The sequence below is a fragment of the Longimicrobium sp. genome (assembly GCF_036388275.1).
GTDB lineage: Bacteria > Gemmatimonadota > Gemmatimonadetes > Longimicrobiales > Longimicrobiaceae > Longimicrobium.
Genome location: NZ_DASVSF010000002.1, coordinates 182840 through 208831, shown reverse-complemented (window position 1 = coordinate 208831; position 25992 = coordinate 182840). Strand labels below are relative to the sequence as shown.

Below are 25992 nucleotides of genomic sequence, written 5' to 3'. Positions count from 1 at the left end.
GGCGGACGAGAAGACGAACAGGATCGTGCTTGCAGGGTGTGGAGTGGATCCACCGCTGTGTGGCGGATCCCTCGGTCGCTGCCGGTCGCGTCGAGGGGAGGTCTACGGCGTGGCCGCTCCGTCGGGATGACAGAAGCGCTTCGGCAAGCGTGGTGTGCGTGCGGGTGAAGCCCCGAACGGCGACGCGACAGCGGCGTCGTGTCGGGGCTTCCCGCTTTCCGAGCGGCGGGTTCCCCCGCTCCCGGCGCGGATGTGGACGTCTGGTGCCGAACTTGCGACCCCGCGCCGCAGGCACTCACACAGCTCCCGCGAACTCACACCGCCGTGAACCAGCCACACGCTTCCCGGTCCGTCTTCAGCGTCTTTGGACAGCGAAAGATGGCCGCGCTGCTCGTCCTGGGGTTCTCCTCCGGGATGCCGCTGTTCCTGACCAGCAAGACCCTGCAGGCCTGGATGACGGTGGAAGGCGTGGACCTGGCCACCGTGGGCAGGGTAAGCTGGCTGGCGCTGCCGTACACGCTCAAGTTCCTGTGGGCGCCCATCCTGGACCGCTACATCCCGCCCTTTCTGGGCCGCCGCCGCGGATGGCTGCTGATCACCCAGGTGCTCCTGGGCCTGCTGATCGCCGCGATGTCGCTGCACGATCCCAAGCAGGCGCTATTCATCCTGTTCGTCAACACGCTGCTGATCGCCTTCTTCAGCGCCACGCAGGACATCGCCGTCGACGCGTACAGCGTGGACGTGCTGGAGGATCGCGAGATGGGCGCGGGCGCGTCGCTCAAGGTGATGGGCTACCGCATCGCGCTCATCCTCACCGGCGGGCTGGCGCTGGTGATGGCCGACCGCATGCCCTGGGGCACGGTGTACATCATCATGGCGGCGTTCATGCTCCTCGGCATCCTGGGGACGTTCCTGGCGCCCGAGCCGGTGCTGCGCGAGGGGCCCCCCGCCTCGCTGGCCGACGCGGTGGTGAAGCCGTTCATGGAGTTCTACCACCGCGCCGGCCCCACGATGGGGCCGCTCCTGCTGCTGTTCATCATCCTGTACTCCATGGCCGACCGGTTCGTGCAGAACATGGCCAACCCGTTCCTGCTGGACGTCGGCTACACGCTCACCGAGGTGGGGGCGATCACGCAGGCATTGGGGCTGGCGGCCACCATCGCCGGCGTGCTCGTGGGCGGAGCGTTCATCGCCAAGCTGGGCATCAACCGCTCGCTGTGGATCCTGGCCGTCATCCAGATGGGCAGCAACCTCGCCTACTACCTGCTGGCGGTGCGGCCCAAGGACCTGTCGCTGCTCACCGGCGCCATCCTGGTGGAAAACTTCAGCGGGGGGCTGGTGACGGCCGGCTTCGTGGCGTTCATGATGTCGCTGTGCAGCCGCCAGTTCTCCGCGACGCAGTTCGCGCTCCTCAGCAGCTTCATGGCTTTCGCCCGCGACTTTGTGGCGGGCTTCGCCGGCGACATCGCCAAGGCCACGGGATGGCCGCAGTTCTTTTTGATCAGCATCGCCGCGGGAATCCCCGCGCTGCTGATGCTGCCCATCGTGGCGCCGCTGACGCGCGAGAACCCGCGGGGCGCGGCGGAGCACACGGGCGAGGTGGCCGACGAACCGCTGACGCGCCCGGCCTGACCCTTTTCCGATGGATGCATGACGACGCGCACCTCCGCCCGTTCGCTGCTCGCGCTGGCCCTGCTGGCCGCGTGCGGCGGCCCGCCCCCGCCAGCGCCCGTGCCGCCGCCGGCCGTGGGGCCTGAAACCAGCACCCTGCGCCCGGGCGAGGCGCCGCCCATCCGCAACCTGCTGCCGCCCGTCCCGGCGGGGACCGGTGCGCTTCGCATCCAGGTGATGTACCCGGCCGAGAACGCCGCGCTGACGGCCGCGGACAGCAACTTCATCTTCGGGAACGTGGGCACCGGCGGCGCCTCGCTCACCATCAACGGCGCCGCGGTGGACGTGGCGGCCAACGGCGCCTTCCTGGGCTTCGTGCCCGTCCCGGCCGATGGCGTGTACCGTCTGCGCGCGGCGGCCGGGGGACGGACGGCGGAAGTGGAGCGGCGCGTCCGCGTTCCCGGCGGGCGTGGCGGCGGGCGCACGTCCACCGGCATCGTGGGCGGCTCCATCCTGCCGCGCGGAACGGTCACGGGGATGGAGGGCGAGTCGGTGACGGTGCGCTTCCGCGGCTCGCCCGGCGCGCAGGCGCGACTGGTGTTTCCTGACGGCAGCTCGGTTCCGCTGGTGGAGCGCCGGACGGTGGAGCGCGACGAGGGCTTCATGCAGGACCGCACGTCGGTGCCGCGCGAGTTCACCGAGTATGCGGGAAGCTTCGCGCTCTCGCAGCCGCTGGCCGCGCGCGACACCGCCGTGCGCGCGCCCACGCTGGCGGGTTCTGGCGCGCGCGCGGGGACGGCGATGATCGAGTACGTGCTGGATGGGCGCACGATGCGCGAGCCGCTGGAGCTTTCCGCGGCAGTCCTGCGGGCGGGCGAAACGCGGACGGGCGTCGCCGCGTCGGCCCGGCCGGACGGGATGGTGATCGGCACGGCGCTGCCGGGAAGCGGCACGCCATACCACTGGAGCTTCCCCAACGGCACCCGCTTCACCATCACCGGTGAGCGCGAGGGAGCCTACCGGGTGCGGCTGTCGGGCGACCAGTCGGTGTGGGTGCCCGTGGGCGACCTGCGGCTGGAGCCCGCGGGCGCTCCGGCGGTGACGGGAACTGTGGGCGCCGTGCGGCTGGACCCGGCGCCGGGATGGATCGACGTGCGGCTTTCCACATCCGACCGCCTGACGTTCGAGGTGCGGGCCGAGGACGACGCGCTGACCATCAGCGTCTACGGCGCGGAGAGCCGCACCAACTGGCTGCATTACGGCCACGCCGACCCGCTGGTGAGGCGAGCGGAGTGGAACCAGCCGCGCGACGACCTGTACACGGTGCGCCTGGAGCTGGCGGAACCGGTGTGGGGATGGCGCACGTTCTGGGACGAGTCCGGCGCGCTGGTAGTCCGCGTGCGCCGTCCGCCGCGCATCGACCCGCGGATGCCCATGCGTGCGCTGCGCATCGCCATCGACGCGGGCCATCCGCCCGGCGGCGCCATCGGGCCGACGGGGCTTACGGAGGCCGAGGCGAACCTGGCCATCAGCAAGCACCTCGTCCGCATGCTGCGCGAGGCCGGCGCCGAGGTGCTGGAGACGCGGCCCGACGCGCAGGCGGTGGACCTGGGCGCGCGCCCGCTGCGCGCGACGGTGGAGGACGCGCACTTCCTGGTGTCGGTGCACAACAACGCGTTCCCCGACGGGGTGAACCCGTGGGAGAACAACGGCACCACGGTGTTCTACAACCAGCCGCAGTCGCTGCACCTCGCGCGGCACATGCAGGCCGAGATCCTGGCCGAGATCGGTCTGCGCGACCTGGGGATCGCCCGGGCCGACCTGGCGCTCACCCGGCCGACGTGGATGCCCTCGGTGCTGACGGAAACCATGTTCCTGATGATTCCGCAGCAGGAGGCGGCGCTCCGCGACCCCGCGGTGCACGAGCGCATCGCCGCCGCGCATTTCCGCGCGATCCGCGCGTTCCTGGAGGGGCGCGCGGGGCGGTGACGGGGAAGTGCGGAAGTGCGAAGTACGAAATTGCGGAGTGCGGAGTGCGGAGTGCGGAGGTGCGGAAGTGAATCCGGGAGCGCGCCAAGGCCTGTCATCCTGAGCCCCAGGCGCACCGGACCGAACCGCACACGATACCTGGCGGGGCGAAGGATCTAGCCGCGGAAGGGAGACAAGCCAGGGCGCGGCAGCGGTCACGGAGACCGAGGCCGCCTCCGGCACGGGCGAATGAATTCGCTGCAACGACCACACGAAGTCTGCCTTCGCAGACTGGCTGGCCGGGGTGCGAATTCGGCCGTGTGGCGCGACCGGACTTGATGCAGTTCTCCCCCTCTCCCGCTTGCGGGAGAGGGGGCGGGGGGAGAGGGCAGCCGGGCATTGCGCCGAACTCACCGAAGCGCACCGGGCTGGCTCCCTTCCCCCGCGCAGTTTGCGGGGGAAGGGCTGGGGATGGGGGGCGCCCGCCGCCGCGCCCAATCAACCTCCTCTGCATCGACGTTCCCCCCTCTCCGCACGCAGTTTGTGCAGGGAGGGGCGGGGAGAGGGGCGCCTGCGCCTCTGGATGACTAATCTTCCGATGAGTGTTTCCATGACCCGAATCCGGGCCGTTCGTTCTTTTCTCGCCCACATCACCGCCAGCGCTCTGACGCTGTCGGCGCTCGCGTCCGCGCCGGTTCGCGCGCAGGTGGCGCCGGATGCGCGGTGGCGTACGTTCGACACCGAGCACTTCCAGGTGCACTACTCGGAAGGGCTCGAGGACTTCGCCCGGCGCGCGGCCGCGCGGGCCGAGGAGGCGCGCGTGCTGCTGGAAGCCGCGCTGGTGCCCGCCCCCGCCGGCCGCGTTCACCTGGTGCTGGCCGACAACGTGGACTTCGCCAATGGCTTCGCCACGCCGTTCCCGCGCAACCGCGTGGTGGTGTACGCGCATCCGCCCGTCGACGAGCCGACCCTGGCCTACACCTACGACTGGCTGGAGCTGGTGGTGGGGCACGAGCTGGCGCACATCCACCACCTGGACCACGCCAGCGGCATCCTGGCCAACCTGCGCCTGATCTTCGGCCGCAACCCGCTGCTGTATCCCAACCTGTTCGTCCCCCGCTGGACCACCGAGGGGCTGGCCACCTACCTGGAATCTCGCCTGACCGGCGCCGGCCGCGTGCACGGCAGCTACCACGAGATGGTGCTGCGCACGGCCGTGCTCGAGGACGAGTTCTTTCCCATCGACCGCCTGGCCGGCGACCCGGCCGACTGGCCCGGCGGCGGGGCCGCGTACGTCTACGGCTCCGAGTTCGCCGACTGGCTCTCGCACCGGTACGGGCCGGAGCGCGCGGGCGAGTTCGTCCGCACCGTCGGCCGCCGCCTCATCCCCTACGCGGTGGATGCGGCCGCGCGGAAAGCGTACGGCGTCTCGTTCTCTAGCGCGTACGGCGAGTGGCGGCAAGAGCTGCAGGCACGCTACGCCGCCGCCGCCGATTCCCTCCGCGCCGCCGGGCTGACCGAGCCCGAGCTGCTGACCACCTCCGGCCGCAACACGGAGTGGCCGCGGTACTCGCCCGACGGGTCGCGCATCGCCTACTCCGCCTACACGGGGCGCGACGATCCCTCCACCCGCATCCTGGGGCCGGAGGGCGACGTGCAGGTGATCGCCGGGCGCACGTCCATCGGCCCGGTGTCGTGGCGGGGGGACGGGCAGGGGTTGGTGACGGCGCAGGTGGACCTCGTCGATCCGTATCGCGCCTTTTCGGATTTGTACGCGGTGGACGTGGACGGCGGTGCGGAGCGGATGAGCCGCGGCGCCCGGCTGCTGGAGCCCGACATGCGGCGGGCGGATGGGCGGATCGTGGCGGCTCGGGGCGGGGGAGAATCGACCGAGCTGGTGCTGGTGGATGCGGACGGCCGCAACCCGCGCCCGCTGACCGGCGACGACCCCGACGTGCGCTGGTCGATGCCGCGCTGGTCGCCCGACGGCTCGCGGATCGCCGCCAGCCGCTGGCGCACCGGCGGGCTGTTCGACGTGGTGGTGATGGACACCGCCGGCCGGGTGATCCGTGAGCTGACGGCGGACCGCGCGCTGGACCTGCACCCGGCGTGGTCGCCCGACGGCCGCTACGTGGTGTTCTCGTCCGACCGCACGGGCATCTCCAACCTGTACGCGTACGACCTGCAGGCCGGCCGGCTGATGCAGATCACCAACCTGCTTTCCGGCGGCTTTCAGCCGGACGTGTCGCCGGACGGGCGCTGGATCGCCTTTTCCTGGTACCGCGCGGACGGCTATCACCTGGCGCGCATTCCGTTCGATCCCGCCACCTGGCGCACGGCCCCGCCGGTGGCGGCCGAGTTCGCTTCGCCGCCTCGTGAGACGGAGCGATACCGGCGGACGGCCGGTGGTCCCTCGCGTCCGTACTCCCCGTGGCGCACGCTGCGCCCGACCACCTGGTCGCCGCTGGTCTTCGAAGACGAATTCCTTGGTCCGGTCCGGGGCGTGGCAACGGGCGGCTCCGACGTGGTGGACCGGCACGCCTGGGCCCTCGCGGCGCAGGTGTACCCGGCCAGCGGGCGGGTCGGCGGTGCGGCGGCGTACCTCTTCTCGCGGCTGGGAACGCCGGTGCTCGGCTTTTCGGCGCGCCAGGAGTGGGACGGATTCACCGTGGACACCTTTCCCGACCTGGTGCAGCGGGAGCGGTCGGCCTCGGCGATCGCCACCTTCCCGTTCCCCCGCTACCGCTCGTACGGGTGGATCAGCACCGGGGTGAACCTTCGCGAGAGCACCTTCGACTGGCTGGACGACGAAGACCGCGCGTTCCCGTTCGCCCGGGGCGAGGGGCTGGACGTGGGCGCTGTGCTCACCGTCGGGCGGTCGAGCGCGAGGGGCTTCGACTACTCCATCAGCCCGGAAGAGGGATGGCTGATGGCGGGCACCGTCGAGGGCCGCCGCTACCTGCGCGCGCCGGAGGAGGATGGAGATCCACGGGGCTACGTGCGCCTGGCGGGGCGTGGATTGGGGTTCCAGCCCCTGGGCAGGGTGAGCTTTGCGCGGAGCGTGCTGGGCGCGCGTGCGGTGGCGGCTGGCGACGTGGGCGCGCGCAGCCCGGGCTTCCAGCTGGGGGGCCTGGACGGCGGAAACGTCGCGGGGCCGCTGGGCACCGAGACGGGGATCGGGGGACGGCTGGAGTTTCCGGTGCGCGGGTACCAGAGCGGGACGCAGTCCGGTGACCGCGCGGTGTCGGCCAGCGCGGAGTACCGTGTTCCGCTGGTGCTGGTAGACCGCGGGTACCGGATGCTCCCTGCCTTCCTGGGCCGCAGCTGGGGCGCCGTGTTCGCGGATGGTGGCGCCGCCTGGTGCGTGGATGCCTGTTCCCCCTTGTTCGGCGCCAGCCGGGAGATCTCGCCCATCTACTCCATCGGCGCCGAGCTGGGCGCGCGCACGACGCTGTTCTACTACGCGACGCTCGACATCGTGGGCGGCGTGGCCGTGCCGCTCAGCGAGGTTGCAACGACCGTTGGCGGCGACGTCACAACGATGGAGCGGCCGAAGCCGAGCTTCTACCTGCGGCTCGGCAGGGCGTTCTAGGCGGTTAGGAAGACGTGGGCGACGCGGGTTTTGAGGCGCTCCGACGTGACTCGGCGCATGCCTTGGCGCCCCCCCTCTCCGGGCCTCTCCCCCATAAACCCCATGGGGGAGAGGAGAATTCGTCTGCGCTCCGGCTGGCCCCGCGCGCTCTATTGGCTCCCTTCCCCCGCGCAGTTTGCGGGGGAAGGGTTGGGGATGGGGGGCGCCGGCCCGAGCAGCCAAGCTCATCTGAAGGCTCCAAACCCCGAAGTGTACCCCCTCTCCCACGCTGTTTGTGGGAGAGGGTCGCACGCGTGTCAGCGCGGCGGGGTGAGGGCCCCACGGCAGCCGAGGCCTCGCCTTCCGTGACCGCTGCCGCGCCCGCGCTTGTACGTGCCCTCTGCTAGATCCTTCGCCCCGCGCGGGTCGGTGTGCGGGCTGGTAGGGTGCGCTTGGGGCTCAGGATGACAGGTTCGGGTGTGCGGCCAAGTGGATTGCGTCAGATGTTTTGTTCGGTTAGCGTAGCAGGCGTTCCCGCACGAACTCCCCGCATCACACCTCCGCACGATGACGACCGCCACACTTCCCCAGACCCGGGTGTCCTTTCGCCTGCTCGCCGAAACGTTTCTCGTATTCGGCATTCTGATGGCGGCCAGCATCGCCTGCCTGGGCTGGGAATCGCCCGCACGGTGGCTGGTGCTGGCGGGGCTGATCGTGGGGCAGGGGCTGTGGCTGGACCGGATGTACATCGCCGCGCACGAGGCCATCCACAAGAAGCTCTTTCCCGACCACCCGGCGCTGAACGACGCGCTCGGTACGCTCCTGCTGCTGCCCGTTGCCGCGCCGTTCACCGTCTATCGGAAAATCCACTTCTTCCATCACGGCCACAACCGCCGCGACGCGCACACCGCCAACCTCGACACCTTCCCCACCGCGCGACCGCTGACGCCGCTGCGGCGGGGGTACTACCACGCAGTGTGGATCTTCTTCGTGTTCCTGGGCGGCTTCTTCGTCCACTCCATCGCCGCCGTGCTGATCTTTCTGCTGGTGCCCGCCGCGCGCGCCGAAAAGATCTCGCCCGTGTTCAAGCACTGGCGGGGCTCGCGCAGGCTGCGCGCCTGGGCCGAGTTCGCCGGCGGCCTGGGCTTTCACGCCGCCGTCTGGTGGGCGCTGGGTTTCGAGGCGTGGATGGTGGCGCTGGGGCTGCCGCTGGCGGTGTTCGCCTGGGTGTGGTCGCTGCTCCTGTACGTGTACCACTACGATACCACGGTGGGGCCCGACGTGCGCCACAACGTGCGCTCGCTTCCCCGGCAGCGGTTCTTTTCGTGGCTGCTGCTGAACTTCAACGAGCACGCCACGCACCACTACGACCCCAACATCCCCTGGCACCAGCTGCCGGACCGCCGCGACATCCTGCCCGAGGCGCACCACCACAACCAGGGCGTCACCTCACTCTGGCAGGCCGTCTGGCAGCAGACCAAGGGGCCTCACATCGAGGAAATCGCCGACGTGGGCGAGTTTTCGGTGGACCTGGGGCTGATGCGCAGATGAAGATCCGCCCCGCGCGGCCGGGCGACGTGGAAGGGATGCTGCGGATCAAGCGGGAGCTGAAGCTGGACCCCGCGGGGGATGCGCCCGGTGGCGGGTTTCTGCTGGGGGCCACGCGCGAGCAGTACGAGTTCCTGGTGGCGAACGCGCAGGTGCTCGCCATCGCCGACGATGACGGCGCGCTCGGCGGCTTCGCCATCGCGCTCCCCGACACCGTGCTGCGCGCGACGGACGTCTGGGCCCGGCGCCGGTCGATCCAGTGGGGAGACGGGAACTGGGACGCGCTGGAGGACGCGCGCGTCGCCTACTTCGACCAGCTCGCCGTGCGCCCCGGCCGGCGCCATCGCACGTATGCGCCGGCCCTGGCGCTCGCCGCGCTGGAATGGCTCGCCGAAACAGGGCATCAGCACCTGTTCGCCACCGTTGTCCGCGAACCGGCGATGAACCTCGCCTCGCCCCCGCTGCTGCACGCCATCGGCGCGGCGCGGGTGGGCACCATCGACGAAGACTATCCCGAAGTCGGCCGCGTCCTTTCCGACGTCTACCATCTCGCTCTCCACGCCCGCACCGCCACGGATCTCGCCACCGGGTCCGCGCTGGGGCGGAGGGTGGCCCGCACGCTCGCCGCCGCGGCGGAGCCGTCCATCCCCTGACGCAACATCGAAGAATCACGCCACCGGCAGGGTGAACCAGAAGTTGGCGCCCTCGCCCGGTACGGTGTCGACGCCCACGCGGCCGCCGTGCGCCTCTACGATGCCGCGGACGATCGGCAGGCCAAGCCCCGCGCCGGCGCGGCGGGCGGGACCGTCAGCCTGCCAGAAGCTTTCCCACAGCCGCTCCACGTGCTCGGGGGCGATGCCGGGCCCCGTGTCGCGCACCCAGAACCTCACCTCGCCCGGCCCGGGATCCGCGCCCAGCGTCACCGTGCCGCCCGCCGGCGTGAACTTCAGCGCGTTGCCCACCAGGTTGCTGAACACCTGCATCACGCGGTCGAAGTCGGCCGCCACGTCGGGGCACTCCGCCAGGCGCACCTGCTCCAAGGCGGTTCCCCGTTCGCGCGCCAGCGGCATCATCATCCCCGCCGCCTGGTCCAGCAGCCCGCACGCGGAGAGGGGAGCGGCCTCCACCCGCAGCTGCCCGGCCTCGATGCGGGCCACGTCCAGCAGGTCGCGGATCATCCGCTCCATGGCCTCGGCGCCGCGCACCACCTGCTCGGCCGACTCGCGCGCGTCGGGGGGGAGGCCGGGGTCCGCCAGCAGGAAGTCGGCATGCAGGAGGATGGCGGCGAGCGGGTTGCGCAGGTCGTGCGACACCACGCCCAGCACCGAGTCGCGCGCCCGCACCGCCTCCTGCGCCTCGGCGTACAGGCGGGCGTTGTCGATGGCCAGCGCCGCGCGGCGCGCCATCTCCTGCGCCACCGTCAGGTCCTCCGGCCCGTAGCGGCGGCCGGAGTGGTCGTACGCCAGGGTGATGGCGCCCAGCGTGCGCCCCCGGGCGATCAGCGGCACGATGATGAACGAGCGTGGCTGGATGCGGGTGAACGCGGCGCGCGTCCGGTCGTCGTGGCCCAGCCGCGAGATCACGTCGTCCGTCACCTCGGGCACCAGCATCGGCGCGCCCGTGCGCACCACCTGCAGCACCGGGCGCCGCTCGGGGTCGCCGTCGGGCGGGTTGGCGGCGTCGGGCACCAGCAGCGCCTCGCCGCGCGGGTCGCGGTGCGCCAGCGCCACCCGCCGCGTGCCGCCGTCCGGCGTCACCTCGTCGATCAGGCAGTAGTCCGCCAGCTCGGCCACGGCCAGCCGCGCCAGCTCCTGGTAGCCGGCCTGGCGAACGAAGGCCGCGCTCAGCAGCGTGCCCACGTCGGCCAGGAACGCGGCCCGCCGCGTAGCCGCCTCGGCTGCCGCGCGCGCCTCCCGCTCGCGCTCCAGCAGCGCGGCGCGGGCGCGTTCCTGCGCCTTGCGCCCGCTGATGTCGTGGTAGATGCCCCAGGTGCCCACGCGCTGGCCCCGCGCGAACACCGGCGCCCCCGTGATGTGCACGTCGGTCACGCTTCCGTCCTTGCGCCGCCGCACCGTCTCCGCCTCCGTGCGGGCGCCCGACGCCACCTGCGCCGTGATCTGGGCGCCCTCGCCCCGCAGGTGGTCGGGAACGATCAGGTCGTTGATCTGCCGGCCCCGCGCCTCGTCGGCCGGATAGCCGAAGAGGCGGCTCCACTCGGGGTTCACGTCCAGCACCTGCTCCGACTCGTCCAGCAGGGCCAGCCCCTCGGGCGCGGCATCGAACAGCTGCTCCAGAAAGGCCCGCTGCAGCGCCAGCGCGCCCTCCCGGCGCTCCGTTTCACCCACGTCGCGAAGAACGAGCAGCCGCCCGTTCACCCGTCCGCGCGCGTCGTGCAGCGTCGTCACACGCACGTCCACGGGGTGCGCGCCCTCACCCGTGCCCACCTCCACGCGAACGGGCCCGTCTACCGCCTCCTGGTCCATCACCCCGCTCAGCGCCCCCAGCACCTCCGCCGCGGGCCGTCCCACGACGTCGGCCTCGCCGAGGGTCAGGATGCGGCGCGCCGCGGGGTTCACGTCCAGCACGCGCCCCGTCTCGTCCAGCACCACCACGCCATCGGGCATCTCTTCCACCAGCGCCGCGCGAGCGACGGGCACCAGGTCCAGCAGCCGCAGGCGGAAGATGGCCCAGAAGAAGACGGCGCCGCTGAGGGTGAAGAGCACGGGCATCGGGTTGGCCGGGAACCGCACCCATCCCGCCACGTGCAGCACGTTTCCGATCCACGGCACGGCCGCCGCCACCACGATGGCCCACGCCTGCCGGCGGTACAGGTGCGCCGACCGCACCGCGCCCAGGCTCACGACGCCCACGGCCAGCCACATCAGCCCCCACGAATACACCACGTGCAGCCAGAAGCCCCAGGCGGGCACGCTGTCGATGGCCGCCCGCCCGCCGCGCTCCACCAGGGCGAAGCGCGACCAGAAGGCGTGGTGCACGGGGTTGGTGGCCACCATCACCAGCGTCAGCGCGGGGATGGCGGAGAGCGCCATCCACCAGCGGCGCAGCCACGCTTGGCGCCCGGTGAACTGCAGCGCGAACACCGCCCATGCCACGGCGACGACGATGGCGCCGGCCTGGGTGAGCACGGCGAGCAGCGCCTTGCCCTGGAAGCTGGCGTTGGCGCGGTAGAAGGCGTACGCCAGCGACCACCACGCCGAAGACGCCATCAGCAAAACGAAGCCGCCCGCCGCGGGAACGCGCCGGTGGCGCCAGGCGAACGCGCCCAGGGCGGCGCACACCATCGCCGAAACGAGGAGCGGGATGAACTCGGGCGTGGACTGCCAGGCCATCGTCACGCGCGGGGCGGGGACAGCGGGGCGAGGCGGATGGCTTCGCGCCGATGCTGGCGGAAACGGAGCCGGCCAGCGGGTGGAACTCGACTGCAAACTACATCGTCGGCGTTGGCGGGCAACCACTTACAATCCATCCGCCACTCCTTGCACAAACCTCGTGCGCGGCGCACGGCGGGTTGACGAGGGCGGTCGTGGAGTGCACGTTGTGCGGCTTGTTCAACCCCGGCTGAGCCGAAAACAAGGAGGAAACGACTTGAGCACGACAGCCGATTGCACGCGGCCACTCCCCGGCGCGCTGCGCGTTCCCGCGCTGGTGGCCGCCCTGGCCCTGTGCGCCTGGGGCATGCCCGCCCGCGCCCAGCAGGCCGACAGCGCCACCGTGGCGCCCGCCAGCACGCAAGCCGCCGAGTCCATCAACCGCGACTTCTGGCGCTGGGTGCGGGACCGCGCGCGGCAGGTGCGCGAGATGAGCGGGGGGCCGTTCGCGTTCGCCATGCAGTTCCGCATCTCGCCCCAGCTGGCGCGCACCATCCACGACGCCGCCGAAAGCCAGGGGCTGGACCCGGAGCTGGGCTTTCGCCTGGTGCGGGCGGAGAGCGCGTTCAACCCCCGCGCGCGCAGCCACGCCGGCGCGCTGGGCTACACGCAGCTGATGCCCTCGACGGCGCGCTGGCTCGACCGGCGGATGACGACGCGCGAGCGCATCCTGGAGCCCGAGCCCAACCTGCGCGTGGGCTTCGGATACCTGCGCCGGCTGATCGACAAGTACGATGGCGACGTGCGCCTGGCGCTGCTGGCGTACAACCGCGGCGAGGGCGCCGTGGACCGCGACCTGCGCTCGGGCCGCAACCCGGAGAACGGGTACACGCGGCGCGTCCTTGGCATGGGGCGGGACAGGTACCAGGGTCCGGGGCGGCGGTAGGTCGGCGGGGAAGTGCGGAAGGCGGTTTACCCGCACTTGGGTGGGGAGGCCTCGGCTCCGTCGGGCGAATGAATTCGCTGCAACGACCACACGAAGTCTGCCTTCGCAGACTGGCCTGCTTGGGTGTGAGTTGAAGTGGGGCGCGCCCGAGCTTGGTGCAGTTCTCCCCCTCTCCCGCTTGCGGGAGAGGGGGCCGGGGGGAGAGGGCAGCCGGGGACTGCGCCGGAACCATCGAAGCGCCCCACATCCCGCCCGTCGTCCACTCCGAGTTCAGCCAAACCCCGCCGCGAAGCCCTGCACGGGCGAATGAATTCGCTGCAACGACCACACGAAGTTCGCCTGCGCGGACCGGCTTGTTCTCGTGTGTGGCGGATCGTGTGGCGCGCCCCTAGTGGGGTGCGCGGCGAGACCTCACATGGGGCGGCGCACCGGGTGCGAGTACTGCCGTTCGCGCGAGCTCTCCGAAACAAGCGCCGACACCCACGCCGCGATCACCGGGTCGTCCGGCAGCGCCAGCAGGTCTCGCGAGGTGCCCGTCGGCGGGCGGGGCGCGCCGCGCTGCGGGTCCAGCGTGCGCGCCACGCCGCGGCGAAGGAGCAGGTCGCATCCTTCGTCGATGCGGGCCAGGGCCGCGTCTGCGTCCTCCGAGGCGGGAATGGGGCGGGGGATGCGTGCGCCAAACAGGCCGTCGGCGATGGTGGCTTCCACGGCCATGGCCAGGGGCAGCCGGCCCGACGTGGCAAAGGCCCGCACGTCCGCAGTCAGCGCGCGCAGGTCGGCGGGGTCGTCGGCCGCCACCAGCTCGGTGGAGAGCGCGAACACGTGCTCCTCGCCGAACGGCAGCGCCCGCCCCATCACCACGCGTCCGGGAAGTGCCTCGCCGTTGGGGTCGCGGACCGCGATCTCCCGTCCGTTCGTCAGCGAACGCGCGAGCGCCGTCTCGTGGCCCGTGCTCCGGAACACGTGCCACGCGTCCGCCTCCGACTCCACCAGCGACCGCGCCGCCCTCCGCCGCGCGGGCGTCCATCCCTCCGCTTCGGCCGTGGCCAGCAGCGAGGCCAGGATCGGCTCTCCCAGGCCGAGCGTGGGGCGGTCGGCGAACACCCACTCCATCCGCCGCGTTACGGAGCGCTCTCCGCGCTCGCTCTCCAGGTCGGCATCGGCGGCCCAGCGTTCGCTGAACCAGTACGACGCCTCCACTTCCAGTTCCAGCAGCTCGTCGTGCGAGGCCCACCCCTCCACGCTGTGCAGCACCCGCTCGGCCGTGCGCGCCAGCGCCTCGGCGGGGTGCAGCGCGCGGGTGCCCAGCACCAGCTGGTATTCCGGGTGGGCAAGCAGCATCAGCGCGTGCTCGTGCCGCTCCAGCGCGGCCTCGCGCAGCCACTCGTCGGCCAGCGGCAGCGGGGGATCGTCGATGGAGGGCATCAGCTCGGCCGCGCTGGCGGGAATCATCCGCCGAACGCGCTCGACCAGCCGCTCCAGCTCTCGCGCGGACGCGGCCAGGCTCACGGCCGGCGCCGCGTCGGCGGTACCCAGCGCGTGCGCCACGATCTGGCGGGACAGCGAGGCCGCGCCCCGTACGATGTGCTCCGACGGGTCTTCTCCGTCGGCGGCCAGGGTGCCCAACGCGGCGCCGCCCGCCGCGGCGGCCAGTACGCGCACGGCGTACGCGGCGTCCGGGGCCAGGGCAATCAGCCGCGCCCCGGCGGGGAGCGCGCGCGTGGGCCTGGAAAGCACGGAGGCGGTCATCGGCACCTGGGCTTGCTGGTGGCTGGGCGACGTACAAATCGTCCACATCGTCGCGAATGCAACATCTTCGCCATCCGTTCGGGAAACGGCTGTCCTCGACGAAACGGCATCACGCATCACGCGCGCCACAACATGCAGACATGCACCAATCAGGCGTCTACCACCTGTTGCGTTCCTCGGTGACGAGGCGCGCAATGTCATCCCGACGGAGCGGCGACACCGAGGCTGCCGACACACTGTACTTCGCAGCGACTGAGGGATGTGCCACACAGCAATCGAAGCGCACGCGTGCTTCGGCGTGCACCGTGGCTCCCGTGAGCGGTGGCAGCGCGGAGTGGGGTGCTCGGGCCGGCGCCCCCCATCCCCAACCCTTCCCCCGCAAACTGCCGCGGGGGAAGGGAGCCAGTGCCGTGCGCTTCGGTGAATGCTCTGCGGATTCGATCGACGTTGGATCTCGCGCCACACACGCGGGCCCACACCGAGCTAGCGCCTCTCCCCCGCGCAGTTTGCGGGGGAGAGGTTGGGAGAGGGGGGCGCCAGCGGCGCGCACCCGATTCGCCTGATCGCGATTGAACTTCCCCCCTCTCCGCACAGTAGTATCGTGCGGGGAGGGGCCGGGGGAGGGGCACGCCCAGCCTTGCCCGACAGTGCTCCCGCGCGCAGACTCCTTTCCTCGCACTCGCGAACCATCCACTCGAACGATCCATCGCATGACCGCCCGCCGCCTTACGATCGCGCTCGCCGCGCTGACGATCGCCGCCGCCCCGGCTTCCGCAGTGGCGCAATCCGCGCCCCCGCTCGGCACGCTTCGCGAGCAGGCGCAGACCCGGCAGGAGTGGCTGCGGCTTCGGCTGGAGCGCGTGCTTCCGCGGCTGATGCGCCAGGAGGGCGTGTCGATGTGGATCGTTCCCGTGCGCGAGTACAACGAAGACCCGGTGTTCTGGTCGCTCGTCTCGCCCACGACGATGGCGGCCCGCCGGCGGACGATCTACGTGTTCTGTGATCGCGGGGCGGAGCGCGGGGTGGACCGCATCGCCATCGGCGGATCGCCGCAGGGCGGGCTGTACCGCGTGGTGCGCGACCCGCAGGCGGCCATGGGAACGGCCGGGCCCACCGTGCGCCCCGCCGAACCGTACGGCGCCGACCAGTGGCGGCTTCTGCCCCCGCTGGTGGAGGCGTGCGACCCGGCGACCATCGCGGTGAACATCTCGCACACGCACGCCTTTTCCGACGGCCTCACCGCGGGCGAATGGGAGCAGCTGCGCGAGGCGCTCCCCGCGCGGTACCGCGACCGCGTGGTCCGCCGTGAGATGCTGCCGCTGCGCTACATCGAGGAGCGGCTTCCGGAGATGATGCCTACGTACGTGCGGATGCAGCAGGTGGCGCACGACATCATCCGCACCGCGTTCTCCAGCCAGGTGGTGAAGCCGGGCGAAACGCGCACGCAGGATGTCGTCTGGTGGATGCGGCAGCGGCTGGCGGAGCTGGGGCTGGGGACGTGGTTCCAGCCGTCGGTGACGGTACAAAGGGCGGGCGTGGAGATGGGCGACTCGGCGGACCCTGTGATCCGCCGCGGCGACGTGCTGCACACCGACTTCGGCCTGACGGCGCTGGGGCTGAACACCGACACCCAGCACATGGGCTACGTGCTTCGCGAGGGCGAGACCGACGCGCCCGCCGGGCTGTACGCGGCGCTGCGCCGGGCCAACCGCCTGCAGGACCTGCTGCTGGAGGAGATGCGCCCCGGTGCCACCGGCAACGCCGTGCTGCGCGCCACGCGCGAGCGGATGCGCGCGGAGGGGATCGACGGAACCGTGTACACGCACCCCGTGGGCGACCACGGCCACGGCGCGGGGCCGCTGATCGGGCTGTGGGACCGGCAGGAGGGCGTAGAGGGACGCGGGGAGGTGACGCTGGTGCCGAGCAGCTGGTTTTCCATCGAGCTGCAGGCGACCACGCCCGTCGCGGAGTGGGGCGGGCAGCCCGTGCGGATGGCGCTCGAGGAAGAAGCCTGGATCGACGCCGACGGCACCCGCCGCTGGGTGCTCGCCCGCCAGGAGCGCTTCCACCTCGTCCGGTGAAAAGGCCGGCGGAGTGCGGTCTTCCAGGCACCGGAGCCGAGCCCACGCCCCCTCCATCCCTCACGTTAAAGCCAGGCAGCGACTGAGGGATCCGCCACACAGCAGGGGGCCCGCTCCTCGGCGTCGGACGCGTCGATCCCATTCTTCTCGCGATGCGAGAGCCGCAAACAGCAGCGATGGTGACGGGAGAACCGCGGTGCGCTTCGGGGAGTGTGTGGCGGAGCCCTCAGTCGCTGCGGTCGACGGTGCAGGGGCAGGTTCCCATTGGCCGCTCCATCGGGATGACATCGTCTGCGCCGAAGCTGCTGAACCGCGGTCGAATTCTCCCCCCTCCCCTGCGCAGCGGGGGACGGGGGCCGGGGAGGGGCTCCCGCAGCATGCGAAGCAGCCAGTCGAACCCCAACCGAAGTTCTCCCCTCTCCCGGCGCAGTTTGCCAGGAGGGCTGGGGGAGGGGCCTTCCCGCGGCATGCGAAGGACCCCCAACCGAAGTCCTCCCTTCGCCCATCACACGGAACCCGATGAACGTCCATCGCCACCGCCTCCGAGCGACCTTCCTCGTGCTCGCGGTCCTGTCGATCGCCGGGTGCGTACGCGCCGCCCCGTCGCCCAACGTATTCCGCGACGATGCAGCGGTCGCTGAACTCGTCCGCCTCCACGATCAGTATCGAGTGCCAGCCCTCACGACGCGCCAGTTCAATCACCAGGAGATCTGGAACGCGCTGGGGCCTGTCGTGGACGCCCCCGGCGGGCCGGACCGCGAAGAGGTTGGCCGCTCGGCCGAGGGCCGCCCCATCTACACGGTCAGCTTCGGCCGAGGCGCCACCCGCGTCCTCCTCTGGTCGCAGATGCACGGCAACGAGTCTACCGCCTCGATGGCGCTGACCGACCTGTTCCACTTCCTGGACGCCGCGCCCGACGACCCGCGCGCCCGCCGCATCGCGGAGCGGCTGACGATCGTCGCCGTGCCGATGCTGAACCCCGACGGCGCCGAGCGCTTTCAGCGGCGGAACGCGATGGGCATCGACGTGAACCGCGACGCCCGCGCGCTCGTCACCCCGGAAGCGCGCATTCTCCGCGCCGTCCATCAGCGCTTCCGGCCCGAGTTCGGCTTCAACCTTCACGACCAGGACGTCCGCGCCCGCGTGGGAAGCAGCGACCGGCTTGCGGCCATCGCGCTGCTCGCGCCTCCGTTCAACCGGTCGGGCGACGACAACCCGGTGCGCATGCGGGCCAAGCGCGTCGCCGCGGTCGTTCGCGCGGCCACCGAACCCCTCGTCGCCGGCCACGTCACCCGCTACGACGACACCTTCAACCCGCGGGCGTTCGGCGACCTGATGCAGAGCTGGGGAACGAGCACCGTGCTGATCGAGTCCGGCGGATGGAGGGACGATCCGGAGAAGCAGTACCTGCGAAAGGTGAACTTCGTGGCGCTGGTGAGCGCGCTGGACGCCATCGCCACGGAGTCGTACGCGGCCGCCGATCCGGGGCTGTACGAGGAGCTTCCGGAGAACGGGCGATCGGTGAACGACCTGCTCGTGCGCGGCGCCACGATCGTGCTGCCGGGCGTCGAGCCGTACCGGGCAGACCTGTCCATCAACTTCGCCGATGCCTTGGCGCACCGGGACGGCCGTATCACGGAAGTGGGCGACCTGGCGGAGGCCGCGGCGCGCGACACGATCGACGCGACGGGACTGTACCTGCACCCCGCGCCCGCGATGCTGTCGCAGGAAGGCCCGGCCCCGCCGGTGCTGACGGTGGACCGCCCCGCCATTTTCGTGCTGCGCCGCGCTCCCAACAGGGCGAGTGAAGCGGTGTGGAGCATGGGGGCGAGCGGCTACCGCAGAACTCCGGACTGAGGACAAAACAAAAACCGGGCGCGCCTTCAGGCCGCCCGGTTCTCAATCACTGTCGCACTAACGCACTAACGCACTCCCCCTTACGCAGCAATCGGATTCGGCAAAATCCCCGCCGCCGCCAGCGCGTCGGCCAGGCGGCCGCGGTCGCGGTTGCGCAGCGGCTGAATGGGCGGGCGTGGCGCCCCGCCGCGCATTCCCATGGAGTCCAGCGCCGCCTTCATCCCCGGGACCCCCAGGTCGGCCACCACCACCTTGTGAAGCGGGGCGATACGCTCCTGCAGGCGCCCCGCCTCGCCGAACCGCTCCTCGCCAAAGGCGCGCACCAGCGCCGCGCACTCTTCCGGAAGCAGGAGCGAGACAGCCAGGATGCCGCCCACCGCGCCCATCTCCAGTGCCGCGTACAGAATGGCGCCGCTGCCAGACAGCACGTCGCACCCGCCGCGGCAGGCGTCGGCCAGGTCGCCCAGCGTACGCAGGTCGCCCGACGAGTCCTTGATGCCGACGATGTTGGGGTGCTTGGCCAGTTCGTGCACCAGCCCCGGCTCCAGCTCCATGCCGCTGAGCTTGGGCGGCACCTGGTACAGGATCACGGGAACGGGAGCCGCCTCGGCCACGGCCAGGTAGTGGTCGCGCAGGGCGGCGGGCGTAAGCAGGGGCTTGTAAAAGGTGGGCGGCTGCACCAGCACCGCGTCGGCCCCGGCGGCGGCCACGGCGCGCGTCTGCCGGATGGCGGAACGGGTGCTTTCCGCCCCCGTGCCCGCCAGCAGCAGCCGGCCGCCATCCACCACCTCGCGGGTGGCCGCCGTCAGCCTCACCTTTTCTTCCTCGTCCAGCAGCACGCCTTCGCCGGTGGACCCGAACAGCACCACCCCGCTGAGGGGCGTCTCCATCCAGCGCCGCAGGTTGGCGCGCATGGAAATCACGTCCACGTCGCCCGTCACGGGATCGAACGGCGTGGTGGCGGGGGCGAAGACGCCGCTCAGCTCCATGCGGCCCCCGCGGAGTGCGGCTCGGGGGCCAGCCCCGGCAGCGCGCCCGTGCTCACGCCGTCCCCGTACAGGGGAATGCGCAGGGTGAACGTGGTGCCCTCGCCCAGCGCCGACTCCACCTCCAGGCGCCCGGCGTGGGCCTCGGCGATCTCGCGGCAAATGGCCAGCCCCAGCCCCATTCCCTTTCCTTTCGTGCTGACGAACGGCTGAAAGATCTGGTCCAGCTTTTCCGGGGCGATCCCCGGCCCGTTGTCGCAAATCCGCACCACGGCGGCGCCCCCCTCGCGGTCCACCGAAATGGCCAGGCGCGCGTCCTCCTGCGCCGCCATCGCCTCCGCCGCGTTGCGCACCAGGTTGTCGAGCGCCTGGCGAACGTAGTACGGATCCGCCAGCACCACCGCGGGTGCCACCCTGGAGACATCCACCCGCATTCCCGTTCCGCCCGACTCGTAGCCCGCCACCTGCCGGACCAGCTGGTGAAGCTCCATCGGCTGGCGGTTCATGGCCCGCTGCGCGCCCGAGGCGTACACCGACAGCTCGTCGAGCATGGCCACCAGCCGCTGCGACTCGCCGATGATGGCCTCGGCCACCTCGCGCCGCTGCAGGGGGTCGGCCACCATGCGCTCGTTCTGCAGCAGGTCGGCGTGCAGCACGATGGTCTGCAGCGGGTTCTTGATCTGGTGAAGGATGCGCGCCGTGGCCGTGCCCATGGCCGCCAGCTTCTCCTCTTCGGCGCGCTGCCGGTCGGAGCGGCGCAGCAGGGTCACGATGACGCCGGCGGTGAACAGCACCACGCTGGCCACCACCACCACGCTCACCACGAAGAGCAGGCGGTTGTCGGGCACCACCAATGCCGCCTGGGCCAGGGTCATGCGATGCGGCGCACGGACAGGCGTTCAGCCACGGCTGTCGGCCCGGCGCGAATCGGGAATGCGCGACACGATGAACGAAACCGTTTCGCCCTTTTCCTCGCCCTCGGGAACGATGGTTTCCACGATGATGCGGCGGACGACGCCGCGGTCGTCGCGCAGGTTCACCTCGAACTCGATGCCCAGCTCGGGCGCGGCGATGTGCGTCCGCACGCGCGGGCCGGGGTCGGCCAGCGGCGTCTCGGAGTTGCGCAGCAGGATCTTCGTGGACTGGCGCCCGCTGTCCAGCCCGCGGGCCACCTTCACCTGATGGAACCAGTCCGGCTGGTAGCCGATGATGTACCGGCGTCCGTGCTGGTCCTCTCCTTCGCCTTCGCGGTTGTGGCGTGCCATCCGGACCTCCGGTAAGGCGTGCACTTTGGGTGCTACTCCCCGGGTGGAGAATTTCCGTTTTTGTGGCGTGCTCGTCAAGGGAAACGGCACCGGGGCGCCGCTCCGTCCTTCACGGAAGCGGAAAGGGCACCGGCACCCACGCCAGCACGAACGACACGAAGCACGCCCACGCCACCGCCCGGCGCGGCCCGTTCAGCCGGAACGACGCGTCCCAAACGGGGGGGTGCGCCAGCCGCCCCCGGCCGATCAGCAGCACCAGCGCCGCCCACACCCACCATCCCGGGTACCACGCCCCCAACACCAGCAGCACCCCCAGCGTCACGCGGCTGGCGGCGACGTGAAGCCGCGGCGACAGGGCATAGGCAACGTGCCCGCCGTCCAGCTGGCTGACGGGAAACAGGTTGAGCGCGGTGAAGAACAGGCCGAACCACCCCGCCACCGCCACGGGATGAAGGATGATGGTCTGCGCGTCGGCCAGGGGCGAGAGGGCGCGAAGCGCCCACAGCAGCGGCGATTCGCCCAGGGAAAGGGCGCCGTCCGGGTAGAGGGCGACCACCCGGGCGCCACCGGGCGCCTTCTCCGCGACGCCCTGGCTGAACGCGAGTCCCGCGGCGTAGACGGGAATGGAAAGGACGAAGCTGATGACGGGGCCGGCGGCGCCCATGTCCAGCAGCGCGGCGCGGTTGATCAGCGGCGAGCGCAGGCGGATGAACGCGCCGAAGGTTCCCAGCGGGCTCACGATCCACGGAGCGGGGGCGAAGTAGGGAGGCGAGGCGTCCATCCCGTGGCGCCGCGCGAAGGCCCAGTGGCCCAGTTCGTGCGCGCCCAGAATGCACAGCAACGGAACGGAGAACCACAGTCCCGGCGCCAGCGCGAGCGGTGTCAATTCCGTCGGCACGGGAATCGCTAGCCCCGCGACGCTCGCGTCTTGCATGGCGAGCGGGTTGCCCGGGCTCATCCACGCGCCCGCGATGGTGGCGGTCATCAGGGTAAGCGCCAGGAGCAGCGCGTGAAGCCACCACCGCTCGCGAGGGCGGTGGGCCACACGGCGAACCAGCGTCGCCTCCACTCCGTAAGGGCCGTCCTGCAGGTAGCGGGGCCCGGGCCAGCGGGCCAGCCAGTCGGAAACCCGCGGGTCATCCGCCGTAACGCCGGGGTGCAGGTATGCGTGAACCACCTGCTGGCCGTGCAGCTCCACCATTCGCCAGGCCGCGAACGGCCCCCACTCGTCGGGCACTTTTTCCTTGACGCTCGTGTATACGGTGCTTAGGTTGGGGCCAACGTCCCCTGAAACAAAGCCTGCACAGACCCGGGCGCGGCGCGCCTCTCTTTTTCGCCTCCCCGCACATATCGCGGAACGATCCAGCGAACCCGGCAGCCGCACCATCGAGGCCGGGCCGTGCTGATACATTCGGAGCAGAACGTGGACATTAGCACCATCAAGACCAAGAGCATCGCCGAGCTGCACGAGATGGCGGAAGGGCTCAACATCTCCAACTATTCCGGCCTCCGCAAGCAGGACCTCATCTACCGGATCGAGCAGAACCTGCTCGACAGCGAGGTGGTGCTGCGGGGCGAGGGCGTGCTGGAGGTGCTTCCCGAGGGCTACGGCTTCCTGCGCTCGCAGGACTGGAACTACCTGTACGGGCCCGACGACATCTACGTCTCGCCCAGCCAGATCAAGCGGTTCGACCTTCGCACCGGCGACACGGTGATGGGGCAGGTGCGCCCGCCCAAGGAGGGCGAGCGCTACCTGGCGCTGCTGAAGGTGGAGCGGGTGAACGGCGACGAGCCCGACCGGGCCAAGCACCGCGTGGCCTTCGACAACCTGCGCCCGCGCTACCCGGACGACCGCATTCACCTGGAAACGGTGGGCGGCGACCTGTCGCTGCGGGTGATGGACCTGATCGCCCCCATCGGCAAGGGGCAGCGCGGACTGATCGTGGCGCCCCCCAAGGCGGGCAAGACGATCCTGATGCAGAAGATCGCCAACGCCATCACCGAGAACCATCCGGAAGTTCACCTGATCGTGCTGCTGATCGACGAGCGGCCCGAAGAGGTGACCGACATGCAGGAAAACGTGAAGGCCGAGGTCATTTCCTCCACCTTCGACGAGCCTGCCGACCGCCACACGCAGGTGGCGGAGATGGTGCTGGAAAAGGCCAAGCGCCTGGTGGAGCACGGCCGCGACGTGGTGATCCTGCTGGACAGCATCACCCGCCTGGCCCGCGCGTACAACGTGGTGGTGCCGCACTCCGGCAAGATCCTGTCGGGCGGCGTGGACGCCAACGCGCTGCACAAGCCCAAGCGGTTCTTCGGCGCGGCGCGGAACATCGAGGAGGGCGGCAGCCTCACCATCATCGCCACGGCGCTGGTGGAAACGGGGAGCCGCATGGACGAGGTGATCTTCGAGGAGTTCAAGGGCACCGGCAACCTGGAACTCGTGCTGGACCGGCACATCGCCGACAAGCGGATCTTCCCGGCGATCGACCTCAACCGCTCGGGCACCCGCCGCGAAGACCTTCTGCTCAACGAGCTGGAGCTTACGCGCGTGTACCTGCTGCGCAACTTCCTTTCCGACATGCCGCCGGCGGAAGCCATCGACTTCCTGCTCAGCCGCATGCGCAAGACCAAGGCGAACAAGGACTTCCTGGATTCCATGGCCCGCGGCGGCTGATGCCCCGCGCGGGCTCGCCCCTGCAAAGGCCGGCCTCCGTCGCGGGGGCCGGCCTTTCGCGTACGCCTGTTGCATTGCCCTGGCGACAGTCGTTGCCGTGGCTCCCGTCTTTCCCTGGGTCCTGAAATGCCGGACGATCCGAACGAAGAAGGCCGCGCGGAGCGAGTGACCGTGCTGATCGACGCGAGCAACGTGGCGCACTCCACCGAGGGCGAGCACCCCCGGCTGGAGAACATCGGCATCGTGGTGCGCAAGCTCCGGGAAGAGGGGTACGAGCCCGTGGTGATGGCCGACGCCGCGCTCCGGCACCAGATCGACGACCGGGAGGGGTACGAGCGGCGGCTCGATGAGGGAAAGATCCGCCAGGCGCCCGCGGGCACCGACGCCGACTACTTCATCCTGGCGTTCGCGCGGGAGCTGGATGCGCTGATCGTGAGCAACGACCGGTTCCGCGACCGCGCCGAGGCCTTTCCCGAGGCCCACGAGCGGATGATCCGCTACATGATCGTCGCCGACGAGGTGGTGTTCGAGCGCCGCAACAAGCCGCGGTAGGATCGTCACCCGGCCTCGTTGTCATCCAGAGGCCCAAGCGCACCGTGCCAGCCGACGGCACATCCCTCGCGGGCCGAAGGATCTTGCCGAGGGCACGAACGAACCGGGGCGCGGCAGCGGTCACAGAAGTGGCGGCCTCGGCTCTGTCCCGGCGGTTGAAACCGCAGCTGGCAAATCACGAAGTCCGCCTGCGCGGACTGCAAGGGCCAGCCGAGTGCGCGCAGGCCGGCAACGAGCACGGGCTGGCTCCCTTCCCCCGCGCAGTTTGCGGGGCAAGGGCTGGGGATGGGGGGCGTCTTCCGGGATGGAGTTCTCCGCGCTCGTATCCGCCGCTTGTCCCCGTCGCCCGTGCCCGGTAGGTTGATGCTTCAGCCGCCCGCCCGCCCGGCGCGGCGCCCACGCAGGGTTCCCATCCCGAAGTCCCAACGCAGCACTCACTTGAGAGACATCGCGCTTTACCACGGCGACGGCCACGGCTGGATCGAGGTCATCACCGGGGTGATGTTCAGCGGCAAGAGCGAGGAACTGATCCGGCGCGTCCGCCGGGCCCTCATCGCCCGCCGCCGCGTGCAGGTGTTCAAGTCGGCCCTCGACGACCGCTACGCCGGCGTGCGCACCATCAGCTCGCACGCGGGCTCGGGGGTGGAGGCCGTTCCCGTGCGCTCGTCGTCGGAGGTGGCCGCGCAGGTGATGCCCGGCGTGCAGGTGGTGGCCATCGACGAGGTGCAGTTCCTGGACGAGGGGATCGTCGACGTGATCAGCGTGCTGGCAGACCGCGGCGTTCGGGTGATCGTCGCCGGGATCGACATGGACTTTCGCGGGGAGCCGTTCGGCCCCATGCCCCACGTGCTGACGGTGGCGGAGACGGTGGACAAGCTGCACGCCATCTGCGTGCTGTGCGGCAACGCGGCCACCCGCAACCAGCGCCTGGTAGACGGCGCGCCGGCGCCGTACGAGGGGCCCACCATCCAGGTGGGCGGCCACGAGGCGTACGAGGCGCGCTGCCGCGGCTGCCACGAGGTGCCCAGCGACCAGCGCTACCAGACGTCGCTGCTGGACCTGCTGGAAAGCACCCCCGCCGACCCGGTGATCCTCACCCACGAAAGCCTGCAGCGCCGCGCCTGATCATCCGCGCGGACAGCAGAAGCGGCCCCGGCGCACACGTGCCGGGGCCGCTTTCTTCGCCAGACGGGATCAGGTGCCGGTGCCGCCGTGCATCTCGTGCCCGCTGACGACGTGGGTTTCTCCCACGTTCGGCTGCTGGCCGGTGAGGATGCCCTTCACCACTTCGAACAGCACCACCGGGCGCGGCGTGTTGCTCACCATGTACACCACCGTGTCGGCGTCCACGGCGATCAGCGCCAGGCGCGGGTCGTCGGGCCCGCCGTCGCGGCCGGGGCCGTCGTCGGGGAACCACGCCTTCCAGTCGGGCTTGTACAGCTCGTGGATCTTGGCCCGGTCCGTTACCACCCGCGCCTGCCCGCTGACCGACACCCACTCGCGCGTGCGGTCGCGATAGAACGACAGGTTCACGTGCGTGTCGGATTCCAGCTCGTCCATCTTGTGCGTCTCGCCGTCGGTCACGAACCACAGGTCCGCGCCCTCCTGCCGCCCCTGCACCTGCATGGGCCGGGAAACCAGGTTTCCGTCCGGGCGGCGCGTGGTGAACATGGCGACGGAGATCCCGTCGATCAGTCCGAACAGCTGGTCGAGCTTCTTTTCCGTCGGTGCGGGCGTGGCGTCGTGCGGCCCGCTGCTGAATTCCGGCATCTTCAACGATCCCTGCAGAGAAGGTTTGGTCAAGGTTGGGGGCGGAACGCCGCCTGCGCAGGCCGCGTGCCGGGCGCCCGCA

The 25992-nt window shown here is 71.0% G+C and carries 17 protein-coding genes and 1 pseudogene; 11 read left to right on the top strand and 7 right to left on the bottom strand.

The window, feature by feature from the left end:
- Positions 1-324 precede the first annotated feature (324 nt).
- From VF632_RS00940 to VF632_RS00920, 5 genes are all read left to right on the top strand, one after another.
- Positions 325-1632, top strand: a complete 1308-nt coding sequence (locus tag VF632_RS00940; RefSeq protein ID WP_331020956.1) for an AmpG family muropeptide MFS transporter — start codon at positions 325-327, stop codon at positions 1630-1632.
- 18 nt (positions 1633-1650) lie between these two features.
- A complete protein-coding gene (locus VF632_RS00935; RefSeq protein WP_331020955.1) occupies positions 1651-3600 on the top strand; it encodes an N-acetylmuramoyl-L-alanine amidase in 1950 nt (649 codons plus the stop codon).
- Positions 3601-4189: 589 nt separating this feature from the next.
- The gene (locus tag VF632_RS00930; RefSeq protein WP_331020954.1) at positions 4190-7171 is read left to right on the top strand and encodes a hypothetical protein; all 2982 of its coding nucleotides are present in this window, start codon (positions 4190-4192) and stop codon (positions 7169-7171) included.
- Positions 7172-7717: 546 nt separating this feature from the next.
- Complete coding sequence (locus VF632_RS00925; RefSeq protein WP_331020953.1) at positions 7718-8701, top strand: fatty acid desaturase; 984 nt, start codon at positions 7718-7720, stop codon at positions 8699-8701.
- Entirely contained in the window at positions 8698-9351 is a 654-nt protein-coding gene (locus VF632_RS00920; protein ID WP_331020952.1) for a GNAT family N-acetyltransferase, read from the top strand. Before VF632_RS00925 ends, VF632_RS00920 begins: the two co-directional genes overlap by 4 nt.
- Positions 9352-9366: 15 nt before the next feature.
- Here the strand turns inward: VF632_RS00920 and VF632_RS00915 are convergent, their stop codons facing one another.
- Positions 9367-12048 (bottom strand): histidine kinase N-terminal 7TM domain-containing protein, encoded by a 2682-nt coding sequence (locus tag VF632_RS00915; protein WP_331020951.1) that lies wholly within the window; start codon positions 12046-12048, stop codon positions 9367-9369.
- A 256-nt stretch (positions 12049-12304) separates the two neighbouring features.
- Between VF632_RS00915 and VF632_RS00910 the strand changes: the two genes are divergently transcribed.
- Positions 12305-12973, top strand: coding sequence for a lytic transglycosylase domain-containing protein (locus tag VF632_RS00910; protein ID WP_331020950.1), 669 nt, complete (start codon positions 12305-12307; stop codon positions 12971-12973).
- 411 nt (positions 12974-13384) lie between these two features.
- Here the strand turns inward: VF632_RS00910 and VF632_RS00905 are convergent, their stop codons facing one another.
- The gene (locus tag VF632_RS00905; protein ID WP_331020949.1) at positions 13385-14722 is read right to left on the bottom strand and encodes a hypothetical protein; all 1338 of its coding nucleotides are present in this window, start codon (positions 14720-14722) and stop codon (positions 13385-13387) included.
- 710 nt (positions 14723-15432) lie between these two features.
- Between VF632_RS00905 and VF632_RS00900 the strand changes: the two genes are divergently transcribed.
- Positions 15433-16803, top strand: coding sequence for a M24 family metallopeptidase (locus VF632_RS00900; RefSeq protein WP_331020948.1), 1371 nt, complete (start codon positions 15433-15435; stop codon positions 16801-16803).
- A gap of 669 nt (positions 16804-17472) precedes the next feature.
- Positions 17473-18660 (top strand): M14 family zinc carboxypeptidase, encoded by a 1188-nt coding sequence (locus VF632_RS00895; protein ID WP_331020947.1) that lies wholly within the window; start codon positions 17473-17475, stop codon positions 18658-18660.
- An 80-nt stretch (positions 18661-18740) separates the two neighbouring features.
- On the opposite strand, the gene VF632_RS00890 is transcribed toward VF632_RS00895, so the two are convergent.
- The 4 genes from VF632_RS00890 to VF632_RS00875 all read right to left on the bottom strand — a co-directional run bounded on the left by VF632_RS00890 (position 18741) and on the right by VF632_RS00875 (position 22148).
- Positions 18741-19649 (bottom strand): dihydrodipicolinate synthase family protein, encoded by a 909-nt coding sequence (locus VF632_RS00890; RefSeq protein ID WP_331020946.1) that lies wholly within the window; start codon positions 19647-19649, stop codon positions 18741-18743.
- Positions 19640-20521 (bottom strand): HAMP domain-containing sensor histidine kinase, encoded by an 882-nt coding sequence (locus VF632_RS00885; protein WP_331020945.1) that lies wholly within the window; start codon positions 20519-20521, stop codon positions 19640-19642. Before VF632_RS00885 ends, VF632_RS00890 begins: the two co-directional genes overlap by 10 nt.
- Positions 20522-20545: 24 nt before the next feature.
- Entirely contained in the window at positions 20546-20911 is a 366-nt protein-coding gene (locus tag VF632_RS00880) for a hypothetical protein (protein ID WP_331020944.1), read from the bottom strand.
- Positions 20912-21020: 109 nt separating this feature from the next.
- Entirely contained in the window at positions 21021-22148 is a 1128-nt protein-coding gene (locus tag VF632_RS00875; RefSeq protein WP_331020943.1) for a site-2 protease family protein, read from the bottom strand.
- Between the two features lie 186 nt (positions 22149-22334).
- Here VF632_RS00875 and rho point away from each other — a divergent pair, with 186 nt between their 5' ends.
- The 3 genes and pseudogenes from rho to VF632_RS00860 form a co-directional block, all read left to right on the top strand.
- Positions 22335-23588 carry a transcription termination factor Rho gene (gene rho / locus VF632_RS00870; RefSeq protein WP_331021123.1) on the top strand — a complete coding sequence of 418 codons (1254 nt, stop codon included), beginning with the start codon at positions 22335-22337 and terminating at the stop codon, positions 23586-23588.
- Positions 23589-23714: 126 nt separating this feature from the next.
- On the top strand, positions 23715-24140 hold the full coding sequence (locus VF632_RS00865; protein WP_331020942.1) for an NYN domain-containing protein: 426 nt from the start codon (positions 23715-23717) through the stop codon (positions 24138-24140).
- Between the two features lie 447 nt (positions 24141-24587).
- Positions 24588-25166: pseudogene (locus VF632_RS00860) on the top strand (thymidine kinase); the annotation flags it as partial.
- A gap of 168 nt (positions 25167-25334) precedes the next feature.
- On the opposite strand, the gene VF632_RS00855 reads toward VF632_RS00860, so the two are convergent.
- Complete coding sequence (locus VF632_RS00855; protein WP_331020940.1) at positions 25335-25910, bottom strand: pyridoxamine 5'-phosphate oxidase family protein; 576 nt, start codon at positions 25908-25910, stop codon at positions 25335-25337.
- Positions 25911-25992: the final 82 nt, after the last annotated feature.

Coding starts and splice junctions, on each gene's coding strand:
- VF632_RS00935 (WP_331020955.1), top strand. CDS start 1,651: ATGACGACGCGCACCTCCGCCCGTTCGCTGCTCGCGCTGGCCCTGCTG.
- VF632_RS00920 (WP_331020952.1), top strand. CDS start 8,698: ATGAAGATCCGCCCCGCGCGGCCGGGCGACGTGGAAGGGATGCTGCGG.
- VF632_RS00915 (WP_331020951.1), bottom strand. CDS start 12,048: ATGGCCTGGCAGTCCACGCCCGAGTTCATCCCGCTCCTCGTTTCGGCG.
- VF632_RS00865 (WP_331020942.1), top strand. CDS start 23,715: ATGCCGGACGATCCGAACGAAGAAGGCCGCGCGGAGCGAGTGACCGTG.
- VF632_RS00930 (WP_331020954.1), top strand. CDS start 4,190: ATGACCCGAATCCGGGCCGTTCGTTCTTTTCTCGCCCACATCACCGCC.
- VF632_RS00855 (WP_331020940.1), bottom strand. CDS start 25,910: ATGCCGGAATTCAGCAGCGGGCCGCACGACGCCACGCCCGCACCGACG.
- VF632_RS00880 (WP_331020944.1), bottom strand. CDS start 20,911: ATGGCACGCCACAACCGCGAAGGCGAAGGAGAGGACCAGCACGGACGC.
- VF632_RS00925 (WP_331020953.1), top strand. CDS start 7,718: ATGACGACCGCCACACTTCCCCAGACCCGGGTGTCCTTTCGCCTGCTC.
- VF632_RS00905 (WP_331020949.1), bottom strand. CDS start 14,722: ATGACCGCCTCCGTGCTTTCCAGGCCCACGCGCGCGCTCCCCGCCGGG.
- VF632_RS00900 (WP_331020948.1), top strand. CDS start 15,433: ATGACCGCCCGCCGCCTTACGATCGCGCTCGCCGCGCTGACGATCGCC.
- VF632_RS00885 (WP_331020945.1), bottom strand. CDS start 20,521: ATGACCCTGGCCCAGGCGGCATTGGTGGTGCCCGACAACCGCCTGCTC.
- VF632_RS00890 (WP_331020946.1), bottom strand. CDS start 19,649: ATGGAGCTGAGCGGCGTCTTCGCCCCCGCCACCACGCCGTTCGATCCC.